General features: G+C 68.8%; 18 protein-coding genes and 4 pseudogenes. 14 read left to right on the forward strand and 8 right to left on the reverse strand.

Annotated elements, in window-relative coordinates; genetic code table 11:
* The first annotated feature begins 181 nt into the window (after window positions 1-181).
* The 3 genes from ACGFR7_RS00945 (at window position 182) to ACGFR7_RS00955 (ending at window position 2701) form a co-directional block, all read left to right on the forward strand.
* Window positions 182-1063 carry a hypothetical protein gene (locus tag ACGFR7_RS00945; RefSeq protein ID WP_393311567.1) on the forward strand — a complete coding sequence of 294 codons (882 nt, stop codon included), beginning with the start codon at window positions 182-184 and terminating at the stop codon, window positions 1061-1063.
* Window positions 1064-1707: 644 nt separating this feature from the next.
* Window positions 1708-2235: an amidohydrolase family protein gene (locus ACGFR7_RS00950; protein WP_393311569.1), complete on the forward strand. Its 528-nt coding sequence runs from the start codon at window positions 1708-1710 to the stop codon at window positions 2233-2235.
* 31 nt (window positions 2236-2266) lie between these two features.
* Window positions 2267-2701 carry a hypothetical protein gene (locus ACGFR7_RS00955; protein WP_393311571.1) on the forward strand — a complete coding sequence of 145 codons (435 nt, stop codon included), beginning with the start codon at window positions 2267-2269 and terminating at the stop codon, window positions 2699-2701.
* Window positions 2702-3208: 507 nt separating this feature from the next.
* Here ACGFR7_RS00955 and ACGFR7_RS00960 read toward each other — a convergent pair.
* The 3 genes and pseudogenes from ACGFR7_RS00960 to ACGFR7_RS00970 form a co-directional block, all read right to left on the reverse strand.
* Window positions 3209-4852, reverse strand: a complete 1644-nt coding sequence (locus ACGFR7_RS00960; RefSeq protein WP_393311573.1) for a histidine decarboxylase — start codon at window positions 4850-4852, stop codon at window positions 3209-3211.
* Window positions 4853-5283: 431 nt separating this feature from the next.
* Window positions 5284-5577, reverse strand: coding sequence for a hypothetical protein (locus ACGFR7_RS00965; protein ID WP_393311575.1), 294 nt, complete (start codon window positions 5575-5577; stop codon window positions 5284-5286).
* Window positions 5578-5680: 103 nt separating this feature from the next.
* Window positions 5681-5890, reverse strand: a pseudogene (locus ACGFR7_RS00970) (type III effector protein); the annotation flags it as partial.
* A gap of 128 nt (window positions 5891-6018) precedes the next feature.
* Between ACGFR7_RS00970 and ACGFR7_RS00975 the strand changes: the two are divergent.
* The 7 genes and pseudogenes from ACGFR7_RS00975 to ACGFR7_RS01005 all read left to right on the forward strand — a co-directional run.
* A complete protein-coding gene (locus ACGFR7_RS00975) occupies window positions 6019-6450 on the forward strand; it encodes an Hsp20/alpha crystallin family protein (protein WP_393311577.1) in 432 nt (143 codons plus the stop codon).
* A 97-nt stretch (window positions 6451-6547) separates the two neighbouring features.
* A pseudogene (locus ACGFR7_RS00980) lies at window positions 6548-6937 on the forward strand (DUF2267 domain-containing protein).
* Between the two features lie 185 nt (window positions 6938-7122).
* Complete coding sequence (locus ACGFR7_RS00985; RefSeq protein ID WP_393311579.1) at window positions 7123-7308, forward strand: hypothetical protein; 186 nt, start codon at window positions 7123-7125, stop codon at window positions 7306-7308.
* 53 nt (window positions 7309-7361) lie between these two features.
* Entirely contained in the window at window positions 7362-7715 is a 354-nt protein-coding gene (locus ACGFR7_RS00990; RefSeq protein ID WP_393311581.1) for a transposase, read from the forward strand.
* Between the two features lie 439 nt (window positions 7716-8154).
* Window positions 8155-10893, forward strand: coding sequence for an ATP-binding protein (locus ACGFR7_RS00995; protein ID WP_393311583.1), 2739 nt, complete (start codon window positions 8155-8157; stop codon window positions 10891-10893).
* Window positions 10894-11442: 549 nt separating this feature from the next.
* On the forward strand, window positions 11443-11853 hold the full coding sequence (locus tag ACGFR7_RS01000) for a peptidase inhibitor family I36 protein (RefSeq protein ID WP_393311585.1): 411 nt from the start codon (window positions 11443-11445) through the stop codon (window positions 11851-11853).
* A 161-nt stretch (window positions 11854-12014) separates the two neighbouring features.
* A pseudogene (locus ACGFR7_RS01005) lies at window positions 12015-12143 on the forward strand (sigma factor); the annotation flags it as partial.
* Window positions 12144-12177: 34 nt separating this feature from the next.
* On the opposite strand, the gene ACGFR7_RS01010 reads toward ACGFR7_RS01005, so the two are convergent.
* The 3 genes from ACGFR7_RS01010 to ACGFR7_RS01020 form a co-directional block, all read right to left on the reverse strand.
* Complete coding sequence (locus tag ACGFR7_RS01010) at window positions 12178-12504, reverse strand: plasmid stabilization protein (protein WP_393311587.1); 327 nt, start codon at window positions 12502-12504, stop codon at window positions 12178-12180.
* Between the two features lie 106 nt (window positions 12505-12610).
* Complete coding sequence (locus ACGFR7_RS01015) at window positions 12611-13027, reverse strand: CBS domain-containing protein (protein WP_393311589.1); 417 nt, start codon at window positions 13025-13027, stop codon at window positions 12611-12613.
* Window positions 13028-13068: 41 nt separating this feature from the next.
* A complete protein-coding gene (locus ACGFR7_RS01020; RefSeq protein WP_393311591.1) occupies window positions 13069-13626 on the reverse strand; it encodes a hemerythrin domain-containing protein in 558 nt (185 codons plus the stop codon).
* Window positions 13627-14319: 693 nt separating this feature from the next.
* Between ACGFR7_RS01020 and ACGFR7_RS01025 the strand changes: the two genes are divergently transcribed.
* From ACGFR7_RS01025 to ACGFR7_RS01040, 4 genes are all read left to right on the forward strand, one after another.
* The gene (locus ACGFR7_RS01025) at window positions 14320-14448 is read left to right on the forward strand and encodes an LPFR motif small protein (RefSeq protein WP_326615786.1); all 129 of its coding nucleotides are present in this window, start codon (window positions 14320-14322) and stop codon (window positions 14446-14448) included.
* Between the two features lie 238 nt (window positions 14449-14686).
* On the forward strand, window positions 14687-15154 hold the full coding sequence (locus tag ACGFR7_RS01030; RefSeq protein ID WP_393311594.1) for a Ku protein: 468 nt from the start codon (window positions 14687-14689) through the stop codon (window positions 15152-15154).
* On the forward strand, window positions 15144-15737 hold the full coding sequence (locus ACGFR7_RS01035; RefSeq protein WP_393311596.1) for a hypothetical protein: 594 nt from the start codon (window positions 15144-15146) through the stop codon (window positions 15735-15737). Before ACGFR7_RS01030 ends, ACGFR7_RS01035 begins: the two co-directional genes overlap by 11 nt.
* A gap of 254 nt (window positions 15738-15991) precedes the next feature.
* Window positions 15992-17086 carry an NAD-dependent epimerase/dehydratase family protein gene (locus ACGFR7_RS01040; RefSeq protein ID WP_393311598.1) on the forward strand — a complete coding sequence of 365 codons (1095 nt, stop codon included), beginning with the start codon at window positions 15992-15994 and terminating at the stop codon, window positions 17084-17086.
* Window positions 17087-17223: 137 nt separating this feature from the next.
* Here ACGFR7_RS01040 and ACGFR7_RS01045 read toward each other — a convergent pair.
* Together ACGFR7_RS01045 and ACGFR7_RS01050 are read right to left on the reverse strand one after the other, a co-directional pair.
* A pseudogene (locus ACGFR7_RS01045) lies at window positions 17224-17403 on the reverse strand (hypothetical protein); the annotation flags it as partial.
* Between the two features lie 607 nt (window positions 17404-18010).
* The gene (locus tag ACGFR7_RS01050) at window positions 18011-19645 is read right to left on the reverse strand and encodes a phytoene desaturase family protein (protein ID WP_393311599.1); all 1635 of its coding nucleotides are present in this window, start codon (window positions 19643-19645) and stop codon (window positions 18011-18013) included.
* Window positions 19646-19679 lie beyond the last annotated feature (34 nt).

Genomic DNA, 19679 nt, shown 5'->3' on the forward strand with positions numbered 1-19679 from the left:
CACTCCATTCGGCCGGCTCTCCGGGGCCGCCCCACACTCCCCGGACAGTCCCGGTCGGACCCCGAACGCTCACCACGACCGCAATTCGAGAAGGCAACACAACGCGCCGAATCGAACCCACAACCGTTCCCGGGCGCACCGGAAATGGCTCGTGAACTCTCCACACCACCAAGGAGCAGCAATGGAACCTCGCAGAACGGTAATCCGCGCACTCGCCACCGTGGCCGGCACCACCCTCGTGGCCACCGGCCTGGCTATCACCCCGGCAGCCGCGCAGACGTTGGTCCCGTGTTCCCCCGCGGCACTGGCGAGCGCCATCACCGCAGCAAACACCGCGGGCGGCACGCTCATCCTGGCACCGGGCTGTGTCTACACCCTGTCCACCCCCCTGCCGTCCATCCAGAACACGATCAACATCCTGGGCAACGGCGCCACCCTCACCCGTGCAGGATCAGCCCCCGCATTCCGCATCCTCAAGGTGGATGCCGCCGGAAAGCTGAGCCTGCATCTCGCCACCATCAGCAACGGTGACGCAACGGGAGACTTCGGCGGCGGCATCCGCAACGACGGCACCCTCAACGTCGTACAATCCGCCATCCGGAACAACAGTGCCGACTTCTCCGGCGGAATTGGCGGCAATACCGGTTCCACCACCCGCATCATTCAGAGCGTCATCTCCGGCAACACCGTGATTCATAACGGAGGCGGCCTGGCCAACGACGGCGATATGACCATCGCCCAGAGTTCCATCACCCAGAACAAGGCGCTGGAAAAGGGCGGGGGAGTGGCCAACGACGCGACGCTGAAGATCCTGCAGAGCGAAATCAGGCACAACGAGGCTTCCGGACCGACGGGCGTCGGAGGTGGAATCGCCAACTTCGGCGGTGCCGGAGCCACGACGACTCTCACCGAGAGCCGCGTATCCGACAACACCGCCACCAACGCTCCCGGCGGCATCTACAACGACACCGGAAGCGTCGCACTCCTCCTCAGCTCCGTCCACAACAACCACCCGACCAACTGCGCCGGCAGCCCCACCGCGGTCCCTGGCTGCCTGGGCTGACCCCCAACCGCACCATCGCGACAGCTTGGCGGCGGCCGAACACCGGCCGCCGCCAACCCCGGCACCTTGAACAGCGCGGGCAGCCATGTGGACTCCTCGGCGTAGAGAAGCGGGGAGGTGCGTCGTATACCGGCCCTTGCTCCGCGCGGGCGAGCGAGAGGCGTCTGACGGGCAAAGCCCAGATCAGACGCCTCTCTTCGTGGTGCGGGAAGAACCCGAGCTTCTTCGGGGAGTAGCTCACCAGCAGGTTCTTCGTCTTCTGGTGGTACACGGGCAACGCAGCGCTGACCTGCACACATAGCGGCTGTGGACAGCGCGTCGGAGTGGTTGGACCGGAAGTGGTCCGAATCTTGCTGTATCTGGGGCGGCTGTCCCGCGGCATTCGGCTGTCGGGCTCTGCTGCAACCGCTCGTAACTCCCGGACAGACAGCGGCACTGGCCAGCACTGCCCCGCAAGCGGCCACCGCAGGGCGGCAATTGGCCGTCCGTGCGCACAGGCGGTGGCCAAGCGCTCTGGCAGGGCGGTCCCACCTGGCACACGTTGCCAGAAGCGTCTTGTGCCATCCACGTGGTCTAAATCAGGAGCGTTTTCGCAGGTCAGATCCTTGTGGTCCAGGTGCGTCGACGCTGTTGGTGAGACGCCGGTGAGAGACGAGGGACCCCCGTCGGCTGGCTCCGGCGGGGGCTTCTGCTTCCCGCAGATCACCAGCCGCCCGATCTACGGGCGCCAGTTCCCCCGGCATTCCGCGCAGGACTCCCACATCCGTTTCGACTATGCGATGCGCACGCTGGCGCTGATGCACGACGCGGGAGTGAAGATCACCGCGGGCAGCGACGTGGCCATCCTGATGCCCTCGCCACCCATCGCCCTGCTGCGAGAACTGCAATTGCTGGCAAAGGCAGGCCTGCCGCTGCCCGCGGTCCTGGCGGCCGGTACCCGGAATTCGGCCGAGAAGATCGGTCAGCAGGCGACGACACCGGGGACGATCACCGTCGGATCCACTGCCGATGCACTGTTGCTCGATGCCGACGCACTGTTGCTCGATGCCGACGCACTGTTGCTCGATGCCGACCCCTACGTGGACATCGCGCACCTGGTCGACCGTTCCCACCACATCGGGACGTTGCGGGCTGGGCGGCCAAGCTGGGATGAGGGCCACCCCCGAGCCTGACACGGGCCGGTAGCCGCGCCTTCTGGTCGCGATGGCGGCGAAGACGGATCCGGCGAAGTCGGCGCGTCAGGCCCGGGATCTGAGCGAGGAGTTCAACCGCGTGGTGCTGGACGATGCGAAGGACCTGTCGGCGCCCGCTGTGTCGGACGCCGACCAGGCGCTGAAGTCGTTGGTCGACCGGCTTCCCGAAGGACCTTTCGCACCCGGCGTCGGCCCTGTTCCTCATGGGCGGTCGCCAGAGGTGCCTGACCTGCCCTCGTCCGAAGAGATCGAAGCCGCGCGCACGCCTGCCGGTGGCTGGAGGCGTGACCAGCTCGCTGCCTGGGGCATTCCATGGCCCCCGCCCAAGGGTTGGAAGGGCGAGCTGGCCGAGCGCTGGAGGGCCGCGCAACAGGACGGCGCACCGCCGCCCCTGCCCAGCCCGGCCCCGGCCGACTTCGCGCAGGAGACGTTCGATTTCGGCTGAGCCGACGACAGCGGGCCGGGCAGGTTCGGACGCTGCCGGCCCGCGATTTGTCCGTAGGACCGTTGCTGTAGTCCCGCTTCGTTGAGTGGGTTCCAATTCCCCCGACAGGTGCGTTCCAACGGCCCCCAGCTCGCCGAGACCGGGCGCCTGTTCGACGAGGGCAAGCTCCAGGTCGGGGTGGACAGCACCCGCTGCCCGAGGCAGGCAGCGCACACACGCGAGCCGTGCAGGGCACCTCCAAGGCAAGATCGTGCTGACGGTGGTCTCGTAATCGCTGAACTCCAGCAGGCGGTGGCGGACTACGCCCACGCCCTGGACGAGCTGAATGTGCCCGAGCTGGAAGCGGTCCTGACCGAAGACACCACCTGGACCTTTACGCTGCCCGGGCAGGGAGTGCTCGGCCCGGTCGCCGGACGCCCTCGGCCAGTTGCCCCGCACGCGGGGATATGCGGGGCAACATCGCCGGGAGGCGGGCGGGCGATTGCGGTCCGGCTGCCCGCCTGCGGGTCAGCGCTGGTGGGGGATTGGGGGCCGCTGCGCGTCCTTGTCCGCGGAACGGTCGAATGCTCCGGGCTGGGCGAGGTCCTCGAGGAGTTCGTCAATCAACTCCTGGGTGACGTGCGGCATGACGTAGACGTGGCTGTAGTCGTGGCGGAGTCCACCGAGATTGAGTGGCACGCAGGCCAGCGAGTACTTCTGCGTGATCTCAGCCCGCGGCTGCTGGAACCAGACGCTGAGCGCGTGATCGCCGTGACCGACCTCGATACCGTCCTCTGCCCAGGGCTCACCGCGTTCCCGCAACTGCTCGCTCAGCCGGCGCAGGCGTTCGGCCGTGTACTCGGCGATCCGCAGGACCTCGGCGGCCTGTCGCACCTGCTGCTCCTCACTGAATTGGGCGAGGTGGTTCCACATGGCCAGGGAGGCGAAGCCGCTGCGGGATCCGGCGAAGGTGCTGTCGGGAGAGGAGACGACCGCCGGGTCGGACGGCGGGCGCAGCTTGGATCCCGCGCGGGACATGTAGATCCCGGTGGGGACGGGCGCGCCGGGGTACTTGTGTCCGCTGGTGACGATCGAGGACACCTCGGGGATCCGGAAGTCGAAGACCGGCGGCGCGGTCTCGATGAGTCCGCTGACGCGGGCCTTCTCCAGGTAGGGGGCGTAGGCGCCGCCGAGGGCTCCGTCGACGTGGATCCAGTACCCGTTGCGGATGCTGACCCGGGTGGGGTCGTCGGGGTCGAAGCGCACGGTGCGGTCGACGAGGCCGTGCCGCTCGAAGACGGGTCGCAGGCGCTCGCAGGCGCCCTGAACGTCGTCGTAGGCGCCCTTGAAGACGCTGCCGATGTTGAAGTTGACCAGGACGGGGTGGCCCTTGGCGGCGAAGAAGTCCACGAGGGCCACCAAGGCGTCGACATCGACCGTGCCCGGACCCTCGTCGCCGCCGGTGGTCGGGACTCCGCCGAGCGGCCACCCGTTGTACGTCTGCATGCCGGTGCCGGCCACGTCGATGGGGCACTCGCCCGGGTAGAGGCTGCCGCCCAGGTCGTAGAAGGTCGGGATGTCCAGCACCCGCATCGCCTTGATGTGCGAGTAGTGGGTCTCCTGCGAGAAGAACGCTACCGGCATGTAGGCGTTGGGGTTGTCGTCGGGGTGTTTGGCCCGCAGGTAGCTGGTGCGGCAGCTGGCATCGCCGGAGACCTCGTCACGCACCAGGGCGTTGCCGTCCAGGTAGTCACGGGCGTTCCACATGGCGTACAGGTTGCCCTCGGTGCTGCCCATGGACAGCACGTATCCCCACCCGTCCTCATCCCCAGGACTGGCCGGGTCCTCGGGCAGCGGGGCGTGCCACAGGCGGGCGTAGTGCTCCAGGACCGCCCGCTCCAGCCACCGCGAGTGCAGGCTGTAGTTGCTGTCGACGAACGGGTCCCCGATGTTGTTGATGTGGTAGCCCAGGAAACGACCCAGCGCGGCGTGGCCGTCGAGCGACAGGTTCACCTGGTAACCCAGAAGACGCTCCCGCTGCCCGCCCAGGTACCCCTCCAACTTGGCAAGGACCGCGGTCCGCTGCTCATCGGTGTAGGCCTCGGTACCCAACCGGTAGTCGTCGTTGGCCGGCCGTGCCGTGAGATGCGTATCGGAGTGTTCGGTAATCATTCGATGTCCGATTCTGAGCGAAACTGCTGCAAGTGGGGATCGCCGCCAGGCGCCAAGGGCCTCGGGAATCGCTCGGATCTAAGGGGGCAGGTGGTTGCGCGAGTCAGCCGCCTATACGACGGTCAACGGGCGGTTGCTGAATTGGTCGGTCGCCTGTCGTTGAACTGCCGAAGAGGTGGTTGCCGCGGAGCGCGGGTGTCCTGTCCAGGAACTCGCGGTACACAGGATATGCGTGACGCGCCGCCCCGATTGTCCATCGTTCTATATTTATCTCCATCTAGTTGTTTCAAGTGGAAAGCGTTTGAGGCCAGTTATCCAGGGGTGCCTTCAGGAGGGACGTTTCGGCAACTCTCGGAAAGGCAGCTTTGTGCCGCAGGAGTGTGCTGCAGTCGTGTTCTTTTCCGGCCGGGACCAGTCCCGGGCGTCGTCCGCTACGGCCTGCAACCCGGCCCGCGCTCCTGCCGTCCTCGCCTGGGGCCGGCCCGGACACGCTCGCCGAGCGCGACGGCGAGCAGATCGCCCTCCACCTGACCGGTCACACCCGCGCGGTCGCCGCCGACGTACGACGCCGCGCCGACCAGATACCCAAGGACAGCGGCCTCGGGCGCTCGCCGATGTCGTCCACTGGACATGGTCCGCCTGCTGCGGGCGAGGTCATTCTTGGCGTGGACACACACCGGGATGTTCATGTGGCCGTCGCGCTCTCCGCGCCTAGGCGTGGTCATGGGCACCGCGTCCACTCCCGCCACGGCGGTGGGCTATCGCGAACTCTGGGAGTGGGTCAGCCGGCTGGGTACTCCTGGCTGGGGATCTGCTGGTCCGAATCGGCGCGAGCTGCTCGCGCACCTGCCGCAGCAGCATCAGGGAGGCCGGCGCCTGCTCCGGACCGTGGCCGGGCGCATCCGGGGTGTCCGGGGTCTCTCGCCGAGCGTCGCGGAGGGCGTCGTCCATGGCGTGCAGGGCCGCCGCGGCGGCCGGGAATGACGGTGGGCTGGGGGCATTCGTGCTGGTCGTGGACGGCTGGTCGGCTGCGGTCACGGGCACCTCCCTTCCGTTGTCATCATCTAGACGACATCGTGTTTGTCATCCATTGGATGACGTGCTACAACGGTGTCAGTGAGGCGCATTGGCAGTAACTGCCTGAACCTGTTGGAGGTGTTTTCACGATGTTGATGCGCACTGACCCCTTCCGTGAGCTGGACCGGCTGGCGCAGCAGCTGACAAGCCCGGGCACCTGGTCCCGCCCCTCGGCGATGCCGATGGACGCCTACCGCGAGGGTGACGAGTATGTGGTGGCCTTCGACCTTCCGGGCGTCCCTGCGGACGCGATCGACATCGACGTCGAGCGGAACATGCTCACCGTCAAGGCCGAGCGGCGGCCGGTGACGAAGGCCGACGACGTGCAGATGGAGCTGTCCGAGCGGCCGCTGGGCATCTTCTCTCGCCAGATCGTGCTCGCCGACACCCTCGACACCGAGCACATTCAGGCCGACTACGACGCAGGCGTGCTCACCCTGCGCATCCCGATCGCCGAGCGCGCCAAGCCCCGCAAGATCTCCATCGGCGTCGGATCCGGCCACAAGGAGATCTCCGGCTGACACCGGCCGGACGGGTGCGCAGGGCGGGCACCTGATCTCCCCTCACCCCGCCCTCCGCACCCCTGGGCAGTCCGAAGAAGAAGGGGTGGCGGCTGAGATGACTCTGCGACGCGAAGCGTTCCTCGGCCACGTGAAGGAACGCGGGCGAGTACGACACTCCGGAGGAAGCCGAGCGCGCGGCCCGTGTGGTGCTCGCCCTCCGCGGAGCGCACCTGGTCGGCCGCCTCCGCGCCCAGCTGGCGGCCTGCCTGCCGGAGACGTACGCCCTGATCCTGCTCAACCCGCTGACCAGTGCCGAGCCGCTGCCCCCGGAGCGGTCCGTCCGCGCACCGCGGCGTGGATCGAAGGCGCCACCGAGCAGACCGCCTCCTGGGACGTCAGCCCTGCTGTTCGGCCGCGCCGAACTCACACCAGCTGCGTAGACGGCGACGTACTTACTCGGGGCGGACGCGACGATCACTGTGCCGCGCCCGCCCTGCGCCCCTGAGCAGGAGGCCGCCGAGCGGGCGGCCGACGACCTGGAGGGCCGGTGCGCGGGCTGTGGTCAGCGGTCGCGCCACGGCGCGGGCCAAGACCGGCGGACGGTCCGGTGCAGAGCGTCCGGATGTTCAAACTCGCCAAGGACTCCGCGGTCAAGGCCCGCACCAGGCGATCAACCAGCTCAAGGCCGTCTTGGTCATTGCCGACCCGGCTCTGCGGGAACGACTGTCCGGCCTGGGCAACCGCGAGCTGTTTTGCACCTGCGCACGACTCAGCCCGAGCGACGGGGACACCGTGCCCCAAGCCACCCGCATCACCCTGAGCCTGCTCGCCCATCGCATCGAGCAGCACACCCGGCAGATCAGATCGATGAGCTGAATCAGCGCCTGACCGGGGTCGTCGAATGCCACGCCCCGCAGCTGCTCACACCGGTGGGCATCGGCCCGGACAGCGCCGTCACCCTCCTGATCGCGATGGGAGACAATCCCGAGCGGCTGAGCACCGAGGCGTCCTTCGCCGCCCTGTGCGGAGTCAGCCCCATCGAATACTCCTCGGGCCGCCGGAGCTCGCGCCGGCTCAACCACGGTGGCGACCGACAGGCGAATGCCGCCCTGCACCGCATCGTGTTCACCCCGCTGCGCTTCGATCCCCGCACCCAGGGGTACTGCGAACGCCGCACCCGGGAGGGCAAGACCCGTCGTGAGATCATCCGATGCCTCAAGCGATATGCGGCCCGCGAGGTCTTCAACCTGGTCAGACCGGTATGCAACGGCCTCCTGTCATAGGGGCGTCGGTGACACGTCGAAGCCCCGCCGGTTTGCTGAGGTTCTAGGGGTCGTTGCCACACCCCAGTTCAAGGCGTGCGATGGACGGCACGCCGCGACCGTCCTCGTCCGGGCCGGGGGACGGCCGCCGCTGGATCGCCGGAAGACCTCGTATGCGGCTCACTTGCCGATGGATACAATGCGAACGTAAGTCTTGAGCGCTGTGACACTGCTGGACCGCACCCGGCAACGCGGGTGTCTGGAGCATCTACGCGGTCGGGGCGGGGTCTCGTCACCACTGCCCAGCCCTGAAGGACCAGGTCCGGCAACTGCCTTCGCTTAGGCGACGAATCGCCTAAGGCAACGGAATCGCTAGCGTCGGTCGGCCGAGCGTGAGATGGACGCAGACGAGGTACCACCCCGGCCGAGCGTCAGCCGGCGCCCACAGGAGAACCAAACGATGCTTTTAGGCCGGCGCGCCGAGCGTAAGGCGATCGAACAGCTACTCGCAGACGTGCGGTCGAGGCGCAGCGGCGTGCTGGTGGTGCGCGGTGAGGCCGGTATCGGTAAGACCGCGTTACTGGAGTATGCCCGGGGCGCCGCGTCGGGGTTTCGGGTGGAGCGTGCGGCTGGTGTGGAGTCCGAGATGGAGTTCGCGTTCGCGGGCTTGCACCAGTTATGTGCGCCGTTGTTGGATCGGCTGGGTGCGCTGCCCGAACCGCAGCAGGCCGCCCTGGGGGTGGCGTTCGGGCTGTGTGCCGGGGACCCGCCGGACCGGTTCCTGGTCGGGCTGGCGAGCTTGAATCTGCTGGCCGAGGTCTCCGAGGAACGGCCGCTGCTGTGCTTGGTGGACGATGCGCAGTGGCTGGATGCGGCATCCGCACAGACCCTTGCGTTCGTAGCGCGGCGGGTGGACGCCGAGCGGGTGGCGCTGGTGCTCGCGCTGCGCGACCACAGCCCCGGCCCGAGCGACGCTCACCCGTTCACTGGGCTGCTGGAGCTGGGCTTGGACAGGCTTGGTGAAGCGGATGCGCGGGCGTTGCTCGCCACAGGGGTCAGGACACCGCTGGATGAGCGGATACGTGACCGGATCATCGCCGAAGCGCGGGGCAACCCGCTGGCGCTGCTGGAGCTGCCCCGAAGCGCAGGGCCGGCGAAGCTGGCGGGTGGCTTTGGGCTGCCGGACGCACTGAGCGTGCCGCGCAGGATCGAGGAGAGCTTCCAGCGCCGGTCACGCAGCCTGCCGGCCGAGTCGCAGTTGCTGCTGCTGGTCGCGGCGGCTGAGCCGCTCGGCGATACGGCGCTGCTGCGAGGTGCGGCCGAGTACCTGGGCGTCGACGCCGAGGCAGCTGCGCCGGCGACGGCGGCGGAGTTGCTGGAGATCGGCGCCCGGGTGAGGTTCTTGCATCCGCTGGTGCGTTCGGCGGTCTACCGTGCCGCCGCACCGTCTGACCGGCGGCGCGTGCACCGCGCGCTGGCTGCGGCGACTGACCCGCGGGCCGACCCCGACCACCACGCCTGGCACCGCGCGCAGGCCACGCTCGGGGCCGACGAGACGATCGCGGTGGAGCTGGAGCGCTTGGCCGGCCGGGCATGGAGCCGCGGCGGGCCGGCCGCCGCGGCCGCGTTCTTGGAACAGGCGGTGGTGCTGACCCCCGAGCCCCCCGACCGTGCACGCCGGGCGCTGGCCGCCGCACACGCCACGCACCAGGCCGGCGCCCCCGAAGCCGCCTTGGAGCTGCTGACGGTTGCGGCGGCCGTACCGCTGGATCCGCTGGGACGCGCCCGGGTGGAGCTGCTGCGCGCCCAGATCGCGTTCGATACCACCCGGGGCAGCGACGTGCCCGGGATGCTGCTGGACGCGGCCAAGACGCTCGTCCCGTTGGATGTCGCGATGGCCCGCCAGACCTACCTGCAGGCACTCGAGGCGGCCGTCGTCACTGGATCCTTCGGTCGCGGTCGCAGGGTGCTGGAGGTGGCCGAAGCCGCCCAGGCCGCACCCGCACCGCCACACCCGTCAGGGGTGGTGGACCTACTGCTCGACGGGCTGGTGACCAGGTCCACGCAGGGATACGAGGCGAGCGTGCCCAGCCTGCGGCAGGCACTGGGGGCGCTCGGCAACCACGATCGCCATCCCCGCACCGCGGCAGCGGACGACAGCCGCCGCTGGCTGTGGCTGGGCAGCCGTGTCGCGGTGGCGCTGTTCGACGACGAGACGGTGTATGAGCTGGCCGGCCGCCGCGTCCGGCTCGCCCGCGAAGACGGCGCACTGTCCGAACTGCCTGCCGCGCTTGACTATTTCGCCGTCGTGCTCGTGCACACCGGCGAGCTCGCCCACGCCGCCGACCTCGTCGCCGAGGCCACCGCGATCCAGCCGGCGACCGTCACCATCACCGGGATCCAGCTCGCCGCCTGGCGCGGCCGGCAGGCCGAAACCTCTGAGCTCTACGCGGCCATGGTCCAGGACGCGACCCGGCGGGGCGAGAGCGCGGTGGTCACCGTGGCCCAGTACACGCTGGCCGTGCTACACAACGGCCTGGGCGCCTACCGCGCCGCGTTCGACGCCGCAGCAGGTCCGAGCGACTCCGACGAGCTGGAGCACAGCAACCTGGCCCTGCCCGAGCTCATCGAGGCGGCCGTCCGCGCCGGTGAACCAGCCCCAGCGGCTGCCGCGCTGGAGCTGCTCAGCTCGCGAACTCGCGCCAGCGGCACCCAGTGGGCGCTCGGTCTTGAGGCGCGCTCGCGAGCGCTGACCAGCACCGGGCCGGCCGCCGAGGCGCTGTATCGCGAGGCGATCGAGCGGTTTGGGTGCTGCCGGATGGGGACCTATCTCGCCCGCGCCCACCTGGTCTACGGCGAATGGCTGCGCCGCGAAGGCCGGCGTCGGGCCGCCCGCGAGCAACTCCGCACCGCCCACGAGCTGCTGTCCGGCATGGGAGCAGAGGCATTCGCCGCCCGAGCCGCCCGTGAGCTGCGCGCCACCGGCGAGCGGCCACACAAGCCAACTGCCCAGCCGGCCGATGCGCTCACCGCCCACGAGCTGCACATCGCGCGGCGGGTGGCCACCGGGGCCACCTCCAAAGAGGTCGGCACGCAGCTGTTCTTGAGCCCGCGCACCATCGACGCGCACCTGCGCAACATCTTCCGCAAGCTGGGCATCACCTCCCGCCGCCAGCTCAGGGACATGCAGCTTCCCTGACTCCCGGGCCGCCGTGCCCCGAGAGGTGTAGGCGATGTTCGCCTATGCCTCCGGCTTCCCGTCCGAGAGGTATAGGCGAGGTTCGCCGATGCGACCGCAGTGCGGCAGCGTCGAGCATGAAAGGCGTCCGGGAAAGCCGCCCCGGACAACGCTCGGACGGGACGTTCTGACAGGGATGTGCTGTACCAGGGTGCTGCGTCTTTACCGGTGGGACGCCAACTGACGCGCACCCATGCACGATGAAGGGAACGACGTTGCGGAAGCCGAACGCGTCGCGGGCGACGAGCTGGATCACCCGGTTGATGCCCTCGCTCTAGGCGTTGCTGTGCTCGGGGTCGATGAATGCCTCGACCCGGGCCACCAGCCGTCGACGGTGAGGGCGAGCGGTCGGACTTCGGGTATGTCGGAGTCCGTGCGCACCAGGTGAGGAGGAAGCAGGGCAGGAATGAGGGCGCTGGGGAGAGGGACCGAGAATCCGGCACCTGCGGCGGACAGCACAGTTACCCCACATCCGACCGACTGCCTGCCCGGCCTGCTCACGAATTCCTGATGACCGCAAACTGCGGCACACAGATCGGCAAGAGGAAGAAGGAAGTCATGAAGAAAACTCTGGTGGCCGGTGCCATCGCGGCAGCGTGTGTGACAGCAACGACGATTGGCCTAGGGGCGACGCCGGCCAGCGCCGATCCCAACGACTGCCCCAAAAAGTATGTGTGCGTCTGGGACGAAAGCAATTACGAAGGACGTTTCGTCTTCGTTCCCGGAACTGAACGTCCCAATGTCGGGGAATACATGAACGATCGGACGACCGCCCTCCGGAACCGCACCGGTTCCCAAGTCTGCTTCTACCAGAACTCAGACGGCAAGGGATCCCTCCTGGCGAGGGTGGCTCCAGGCGATTCGCGCCCCAACATCGGATCGACAGCCAACGACAGGATCTCCTCGTGGAAGGCCTGCTAGCCAGGGCTTCCCCCCGGAGCTTCGCACCCCGCCGTTACCAGCGACACATGTCCGGGTGGGAACAAGCCAACGGACACTGACCCGGGGCTTCTCTGTCTCCGACGGGGCTCCCGGCAGGACGGAAGTTCGATCAAGATCCGACTGCCCGCGAGGGAGCCCCGTTGGGCGCTCAGCCTGCCATCGCCGCCTACCGACGCTTTTCCGGCCGTGGGGAGACCACCGAGGACATGCTGCAGGTCGGCGCGATCGGTCTCATCAAGGCCATCGACCGCTACGACCTCTCGCGCGGCCCTGAACCGTGGAGACCTGGCCGGGGCAAGTGGGTCAGCGGCCGACGGCCCGGCGCAGCTGGTCCTTGCTCATGGTCGAGCGGCCTTCGACGTTCTTCTTCTTGGCCTCTTCATAGAGCTGGTCCTTGGTCGGGCCACCGGGTCCGCGGTGCGAGCGTTCACCGCCGCGCTGGGAGGCGGATTTCGGGTCGCGGGTCGAGGCCTTGCTTGCGGTCTTGGCTTCACCGGAACGGGCGCGTTCCTTGTTCACCGTACGGGCGGCGATCTCCTTGGCCCGCTTGTCGGAGGTGCCGCGCTCCTCGGCCTGCTCCTTGATGTGCTCGTACTGCCGTTCACGCTTCTTACTGGATCCTGCAGGCACAGCTGCTCACCCTTTCTTCGGTCAGCCTTCCTAGCGGCTCTCTTGCGGCCAATTCCAGTCCACGTCTGGTGGGCTCGCGCCGCCACCGGGGCGGCGCCGGCCGGCCTCAGTCGGTGGAGAGGGCTTCGAGGAGGCCGCCGCCCTGCGGGTCGGGCAGGGCGCGGGCGTCGTCGGCCAGTGCCACCATGCCGACCAGCCGGTGGCCGTCGATGACCGGCAGCCGGCGCACCTTGTGCCGGGTCATGGTGGCAAAGATTGCGCCGGCGCTGTCGTCTGCGCCGATGGTGACGGCCTCGCCCTGGGCGAGTTCGCCGGCTTTGGTCTGCTGTGGGCCGCGGCCCTTGCCCAGCACCTTGGTGGTGATGTCCCGGTCGGTCAGAACGCCGTTGAGTTTGTCGTCGGCGCCGCAGATCGGCAGGGCGCCGACGCCGAGGCCGGTGAGCTTGCGAGCTGCCTCCAGAACGCTGTCCTCAGCGCCGATGCACTCAGCGGAAGCGGTCATGAGGTCGCGTGCCACCGACATGCTTGGCCTTTCGTTGTTCGTGCGAAGGGAAGAAGGCGGCGTTACTTGCCGCGGCCGGAGACGTAATCGCGCACCCGGTCCACCATTCCCAGGCCCGGGGCGAGCAGCTTGTTGGCCGGCGGCGTGCTCGGGGCGCCGGGGTGCGGGCGGGTGGGAGCGAGCTTCTTCGCCTGCCGGATCTTGTCGCCCAGCTGCTCCAGGACAAAGGGGTGGACCCCGTTGCGAAGCTCGGCGAAGAGGTGGTTCTCCTCATCGTCGACGTGGGCGGTCACCTCGGTGCGCAGCTTCAGCACCAGCCGGTCGAAATCGAGATCGTCGGCCTCGCGCTGCTGGAGGTCGTCGAGCAGCTGCTCGACGCGGGCGTGGTCGGCGAGCTCCTTGTCCGCCAGCGCGTCGCCCTCCGCAAGGTGCTCACGCACCGCGGGGTAGAGGTATTCCTCTTCGGCTACGGAGTGCCGTACCAGCTCGATGGTCAACGCATCCACCAGACGCTTGCGGTGCGCGCTCCCCGGGGGCGCGTCCTCGAACTGTTTGAAGAGCTCATCGACCTCCCGGTGGTCGGTGGTCAGCTCCGCGATCACATCACCGCCATGCCCCATGGCATGCCGCCTTTCGCTCCGCAGCCGGCACATCCGGCTCTCGCACCACGGGTTCCCGAACTCGTCCGGGCATAACACCGCTGAGGACTCAATTGCCCCTCTGCCGGACGAATGGGCGTGGCGACCAGACACAGGACGCCTGAACGATGAAGATCAACCCGGGTGTGTTGCGTACTGCGCCCATCGTCCTGCGTACTGCGCCCATCGTCCCGGTCTTTACTGGTCGGCGGCTCTGCGCCCGACTCCAGGGGCCCCGGACGGACGCAGGGCCGACGACCACGCCGTGCCGCGAAGGCGCCGGCCACCACATCTCACCGCCCAACGCTGTTCGCACCTCGGGCAAGACCCGCACAACCGGCCTATCCTGAAGAGGGAAAGACCTCCGGGAGTCAGCCCGGAGAAGACGGGCCGGCCAGCGCCCGTGGTGGAGAAGCAAGAGCCATCCTGGCCCCAGGCCACCAGGGCGGCTCTTCACCTTGCGTCCACGCGCCAGCCGGCCCAGCCGCCGCTGCGAGGGCGGCACGAGTCAGTCGGGCTCTTCGGGGCAATACGTCATCCGCGATCCGGACGGCGCTCTGGTCACCGTCCCCGGCTCTGTTTCCTCGGCCGGTCAGCGGGCACCTGACCAGCGATCGGCCGTGCAGCGGCAAGCCAGATCCGGCGCACTGTGCTGGAGGAGTACGGAGGTTCACCGTGTTGAGGGCAATCGCAGATGTTCTCCGGTCCATCGGCGGGGCCATCGCTACCGTTGTCACCCTGCCGTTCCGGGCCGTGGCCCGGCTGTTCGGCGGCGCCTCAAGCTCCGCTCACGGACACCACTGACAGGTCCATCGCGCATCGACGTGCGCACGCCCCGACGGCCCGGCTGGTACCCCCGACCAGCCGGGCTTGCGCTTGCCCGACCTGCGCAGAAGGTGGGACGCGCAGTGGGCCCCGTGGCCGCCTCCGGGGGGCGGCCCGCTCCGTCACCCGATCAGCCATGCGATGGCGGCCGGCCGCGCGGGACCGGATGCGATCTCGGCGGCCCGGGCGTGCCATGGAGGTGGAGGTGGTGCGCACCATGGCACGTCCGGTATGGAGCGGTTCCCTGGCCTTCGGGCTGGTGAGCCTTCCGGTGCAGATGTACTCGGCGACGGAGAGCCACACAGTCCACTTCCACCAGATCGAGCGGGGCACGTCCGGCAGGATCCGCAACAAGCGGGTCAACGAGCGTACGGGCGAAGAGGTGCCCGCTGAGGACATCGTCAAGGGACTCGACGTGGGTGACGCGTATGTGGTGGTCGACCCCGAGGAGTTGGATGACATCGCTCCGGGGCGGTCGAAGGCGCTGGAGATCAGCGGGTTCGTGGACCTCGACGAGGTGGCACCGATCTTCTTCGGCAAGACCTACTACCTGGGCCCGCGCGGCAAGGAGTACGCCAAGGTCTACAGGCTGCTGCACAAGGCCCTCTCCCGGTCCCACAAGGCCGGTATCGCCACGCTGGTCCTGCGCAACCGGGAGTACTTGGTGGCGGGCGGTGAAGGCTGAGGCCGATCTCCTGGTGCTGCACACCTTGCACCGGGCCGACGAGATCCGCGACCCGCACCACGAGGTGGCGAACCTGCCCGAGAACCCCAAGGTCACCGACCGCGAGCTGAAGACCGCCGTACGGCTCATCGAGACGCTCAGCACAGACTGGGCACCGGGGGAGTACCACGACACCTACCAGGAGCACGTCCGTCGGCTCGTCGAGGCCAAGCGGAAGGGCGAGAAGGTCGAGAAGGCTGCAAAACCGCCCGAGTCCACCAACGTGGTGGATCTGATGGACGTCCTGCGCTCCAGCGTGGAGACGGCGCGCGGCAAGAAGAAAAGCGGCAGCCCAGGGGGAAAGAAGGCGTCCGGCACACACAGATCCAGCAGGACGAAGAAGTCCGAGGCGCCGAAGAAATCCGCCGAGGCAAAGCAGCCCGGCGAGGGAAAGAAGTCGGTCCGCCTGGACCGGCTGACGAAGGTCGAGCTCTACGAGCGGGCCACCGAAGAGGGTGTCCGTGGCCGTTCCTCGATGAGCCGGGATGAGCTGATCGCCGCGCTGTCGCCGAGCGGAAGCCGAAGCCGCGCGAAAGCATCCTGACCGTCCCGCCCGGCGCGCACTGCGGCAGGGCCCCGAAGGCCAGCCTGCCTCCCGAATGGATGACCGCTTCACCGTCGCCCCACGCTTTCGCTCGGCCGCCGGCCCGGGACGGCAACCGCTTCACGGAGGCGTCAGCGGAAATGTCGCCTAACACGTGATGGTGAGAAAATCGAACCAGGGCAAGGGCGGGCTCCGAGAGCGAGCACGCCAGGTTCACGAGCCCTTGGCGATGCCGGCCGCGAAAGGAGTCCGTCATGATGGACGACCACAGGCGCAGCGAGACCCGTGCCTCCGGTCTGAAGGTGGTTGTCGTCGGGGCCACGGGCAACGTCGGCACCAGTGTCGTGCGGGCACTGAGCGAGGAGCCCGCGGTCGGCTCCGTCCTTGGCCTCGCCCGCCGGCCGTGCCAGCTGTCGGTCGCCAAGACCCGATGGGCGTGTGTGGACGTCGCTGACCCGCAGGCCGACCTCGAAAGCCACTTCAGGGGCGCGGATGCCGTCATCAACTTGGCCTGGCTCTTCCAGCCCACCCACAACCCGCTCACCACCTGGCGTACGAACGTCTCGGGGAGCATGCGGGTCTTCGACGCAGTGGCGGCCGCCGGTGTCCCCGCTCTCGTCCACGCCTCCTCGGTGGGCGCCTACTCACCCGGGCCGAAGGACCGGTTCGTCGACGAATCCTGGCCCACCCACGGCTGGCCGGAGGCGGCCTACTGCCGGGAGAAGGCATACCTGGAGCGGGTGCTCGATGCCTTCGAAGAACAGCACCCCTCCGTACGGGTGGCACGTATGCGACCCGGCTTTCTCTTCAAACGAGAATCTGCCTCCGAGCAGCGCCGCCTCTTCGCCGGCCCCCTGCTGCCCCAACGCCTGGCCCGCCCCTCACTGATCCCCGCCCTTCCGGATATCCCAGGACTACGGTTCCAGGCGTTGCACACCGACGACGCGGCCGACGCCTACCGCCGCGCGGTACTGCGCCCGGTCCACGGAGCGTTCAACCTTGCCGCCGACCCGGTCATCGATGCCCAGGAACTCGCCGGTCTTTTCCATGCCCGTACCGTGCGGCTTCCGCTGCCGCCGCTACGAAATGCGCTTGCCGCGGCGTGGCACCTCCATCTCGTGCCGGCCTCTCCCCAGCTTTTCGACGCGGTCCTGCGGCTGCCGCTGCTGGACACCACGCGAGCGCGCACCGAGCTGGACTGGACCCCGCAGTACAGCGCGACCGAGGCCCTCACCGAGTTCCTGCACGGGCTGCAAGAGGTCGCCGGAGCGGACACAGTTCCCCTGGCCTCCCGGCTGCCCGGGGGGCGGGCCAGGGAGCTGGTCACAGGCGTCGGCCGTCGCCCATGAGCCCCGGATAGCCTCGTACAGCTCGACCTTCGGCATCTGCGGTCGAACGGAACGCAGGTGACGCGCTGCCGCGAGAGCCCGGTGTTGCTCCTTGTGGCCAGGACTGCCTGCCAGGAGATATCGACGGCGGTGACCAGAGCGCCACGTCGCGCCGCTCCCACCGCGAGGGCCCCACTGCCCGAACCGAGGTCCAGGATCTCGGTGCCCGCCCCCACATTTCGCGGTACAGGGCGCGCTACAGGAGCCGCGTGTCGTGCTGCGGCAGATAGACACCGGCAAGCGTTACCGGATGGCGTATGGGGAGCGTGGCCGGTCACGTCCTCATAGGCACCTCCGTTCCGAGAGCCGAGAACGAGGATCTGGCTGGGTCCGCGTGCGTCTTCTTCAGCCTGCTAGCTATCCGATCCACTGGCCACCCGGCGGCGGTGTCGTGGTCATGGCCTTGGGCCATGTCTGCGTCTCTTCCGGCAATGAACGGGGCCGCGCTGAGGTGCAGTGCCCGAGCCTGGAGGAGCCGGGGCCGGCGAGTGCGGCGGTGAATGCGATCGTCGAGACGCGAGGGTGAACGCGGTCCGTCACGAGCGACGACGAGAAGGAGGCATGCCGGGTACGGCTGGTGAGCCTGCGCGCCCCCTGCCAGGGCGGACGCCGAGGTATAGAGGTCTCGGCGGGCAGATTCCTCGCTCACTGATCACGGCCGGCTTCATGGGCGCACGTGGGCGGGCGCAGACTGTGCCGCGGGATCCGAACGTTGCGAGGCGAGACTGGGGTGGGGCCCTCGCGCCTGGCGACCGCGAGCTACATCGTCCTTTTTCGGCCGCTCGGCGCGTGAGCGGTTAGCACTCTGCGCAGGGCCAACCGAGCGAAGCTCGGGTTCCGGGGAGCTCTCTGCTATCCACCTCTGGTGGGAGCTGGCCGCACTCCCTAACGGCGACCCTGACGTGGGTCGTCGTTCCCGCTTTGGGGGGTCAATGCGCGTTGAGCCAGCGAGAGGACCGCACTGGGAGACAGCTTGCGCAGTGCCGCGCGTGCGGCGTTTGCGCCGGGCGCCCCGTGGACACCTCCGCCGGGGTGGGCACCGGCGGAGGCCAAGTACAGGCCCTTGACCGGAGTCTCCGGGCGCCCCGTGCCGGGAAGGGGCCGGAACACCAACTGTTGGTGGAGGGCTGCGGTCCCGCCGTTGATGGCACCACTGCGCAGATTGGCGTCCAGCGCCTGCAACGTGGGCGGGGCGAGGATCCGGCGCCGTTGGATACGCGAGCGAAAGCCCGGCGCGAACCGTTCCACCTGGTCTTCCATCCGGTCCGCCATCGCTTCCTGCTCCCGCCGGTCCCACACACCCGTGATGCCGTCCGCCCCGGCATCACTGCGAACCCGTTGCGGCACATGTGTATAGGCCCATGCCGACTCGGTGCCTGCGGGGGAGCGGGAGGGGTCCGCTGTGGTCATCTGCCCGAAGAGTGCGAAGGGCCGGTCGGGTACCTCTCCCATAGCGATCTGTGCCGCGAAGCGGGTGAGCGCATCGACGCTGTCGGCCACGTGGACCGTGCCCGCCGACGACGCCTCTCCGGCGGTCCAGGGCACGGGCTTGTCCAGGGCCCAATCGACCTTGAAGGTAGCGAAATCCCACTGGAAGCGGCGCAGGTCCGGTACGAGATGGCCCGGCAGATGACGTGGGTCCACGAGCTCTCCGTACAGGGCGGGGACCGAGACGTCCGCGAGCACGGCGCGGCTCGCCGGCACGCATTCACCGTCCGCCGTGCGCACCGCCACGGCTTGGCCCGCGCGTACGACGATCTCGACGACGCGTTCACCGCAGCGCAGTACGCCGCCGCGGCGCCGGAACCGCCTCACCAGGGAGGCGGTCAGGGCTCCGGCTCCGCCCACCGGTACCGGAAAGCCGTAGGACTGTCCGAGCATGGTCATCAGCCAGCCGAAGCCCCCACTGCCGGCGGCCTCCGGAGCGAGGTCGGCATGGAGGGCGTTGCCGGCGAGGAGAAGCCGTCCCGCCTCTCCGCTGAACTCCTCTTCGCCCAGTCGTCGCACGGGCAGCAGCATCGTTCGGGCGAGACGCAGGCCGCCGGCACCGCGCAGCCGGGCGGCGAGTCGAGCTGTCGATCGTAGCGGTGGGAACGGGGTGAAAAGTGCGCCCAGAAGGTCGGGACCGATGCGGTCCCAGATCCGGCAGAGGTTTTGCCAGGCCGCTCCGTCGCCGCGGGCGAAGGCGTCCATGGCCGCCGCGGTCTGGTCCCGATCGCGGTCCAGCACGGCGCACCGGCCATCGGGCAGCGGATGGGCCAGGACCCGCGGGGCATGGCTCCAGCGCAGCCCCTCGAGGTGCAGATCGAGACCGGCTAGGACGGGCGAGGCGGCGGCCAGAGGATAGAAGGAGCTACCGAGATCGTTGACGTAGTCGGGGTGAACTTCGCGGTCACTGCGGACTGCTCCGCCTGGCTCGCTCTGCGCTTCCAGTACCTCGACCGACCAGCCGGCGTCGGCAAGAAGGTTTGCTGCGACGAGCCCGTTGGGCCCCGCGCCGATCACCACTGCGTCCGGCATCATCCCTCCACTTCGCCTGTGCTCGTCGGCTGGT

It is taken from the genome of Streptomyces sp. NPDC048516, from assembly GCF_043199875.1.
Lineage (GTDB): Bacteria > Actinomycetota > Actinomycetes > Streptomycetales > Streptomycetaceae > Streptomyces.

What these genes read in the sequence shown, in the direction of transcription:
- ACGFR7_RS00965 (WP_393311575.1), bottom strand. Translation starts at nt 5,577, where the DNA reads ATGACCACGCCTAGGCGCGGAGAGCGCGACGGCCACATGAACATCCCG.
- ACGFR7_RS00955 (WP_393311571.1), top strand. Translation starts at nt 2,267, where the DNA reads ATGGCGGCGAAGACGGATCCGGCGAAGTCGGCGCGTCAGGCCCGGGAT.
- ACGFR7_RS01050 (WP_393311599.1), bottom strand. Translation starts at nt 19,645, where the DNA reads ATGCCGGACGCAGTGGTGATCGGCGCGGGGCCCAACGGGCTCGTCGCA.
- ACGFR7_RS01020 (WP_393311591.1), bottom strand. Translation starts at nt 13,626, where the DNA reads ATGGGGCATGGCGGTGATGTGATCGCGGAGCTGACCACCGACCACCGG.
- ACGFR7_RS01015 (WP_393311589.1), bottom strand. Translation starts at nt 13,027, where the DNA reads ATGTCGGTGGCACGCGACCTCATGACCGCTTCCGCTGAGTGCATCGGC.
- ACGFR7_RS01030 (WP_393311594.1), top strand. Translation starts at nt 14,687, where the DNA reads ATGGCACGTCCGGTATGGAGCGGTTCCCTGGCCTTCGGGCTGGTGAGC.
- ACGFR7_RS00960 (WP_393311573.1), bottom strand. Translation starts at nt 4,852, where the DNA reads ATGATTACCGAACACTCCGATACGCATCTCACGGCACGGCCGGCCAAC.
- ACGFR7_RS00945 (WP_393311567.1), top strand. Translation starts at nt 182, where the DNA reads ATGGAACCTCGCAGAACGGTAATCCGCGCACTCGCCACCGTGGCCGGC.
- ACGFR7_RS01040 (WP_393311598.1), top strand. Translation starts at nt 15,992, where the DNA reads ATGATGGACGACCACAGGCGCAGCGAGACCCGTGCCTCCGGTCTGAAG.
- ACGFR7_RS01000 (WP_393311585.1), top strand. Translation starts at nt 11,443, where the DNA reads ATGACCGCAAACTGCGGCACACAGATCGGCAAGAGGAAGAAGGAAGTC.
- ACGFR7_RS00995 (WP_393311583.1), top strand. Translation starts at nt 8,155, where the DNA reads ATGCTTTTAGGCCGGCGCGCCGAGCGTAAGGCGATCGAACAGCTACTC.
- ACGFR7_RS00975 (WP_393311577.1), top strand. Translation starts at nt 6,019, where the DNA reads ATGTTGATGCGCACTGACCCCTTCCGTGAGCTGGACCGGCTGGCGCAG.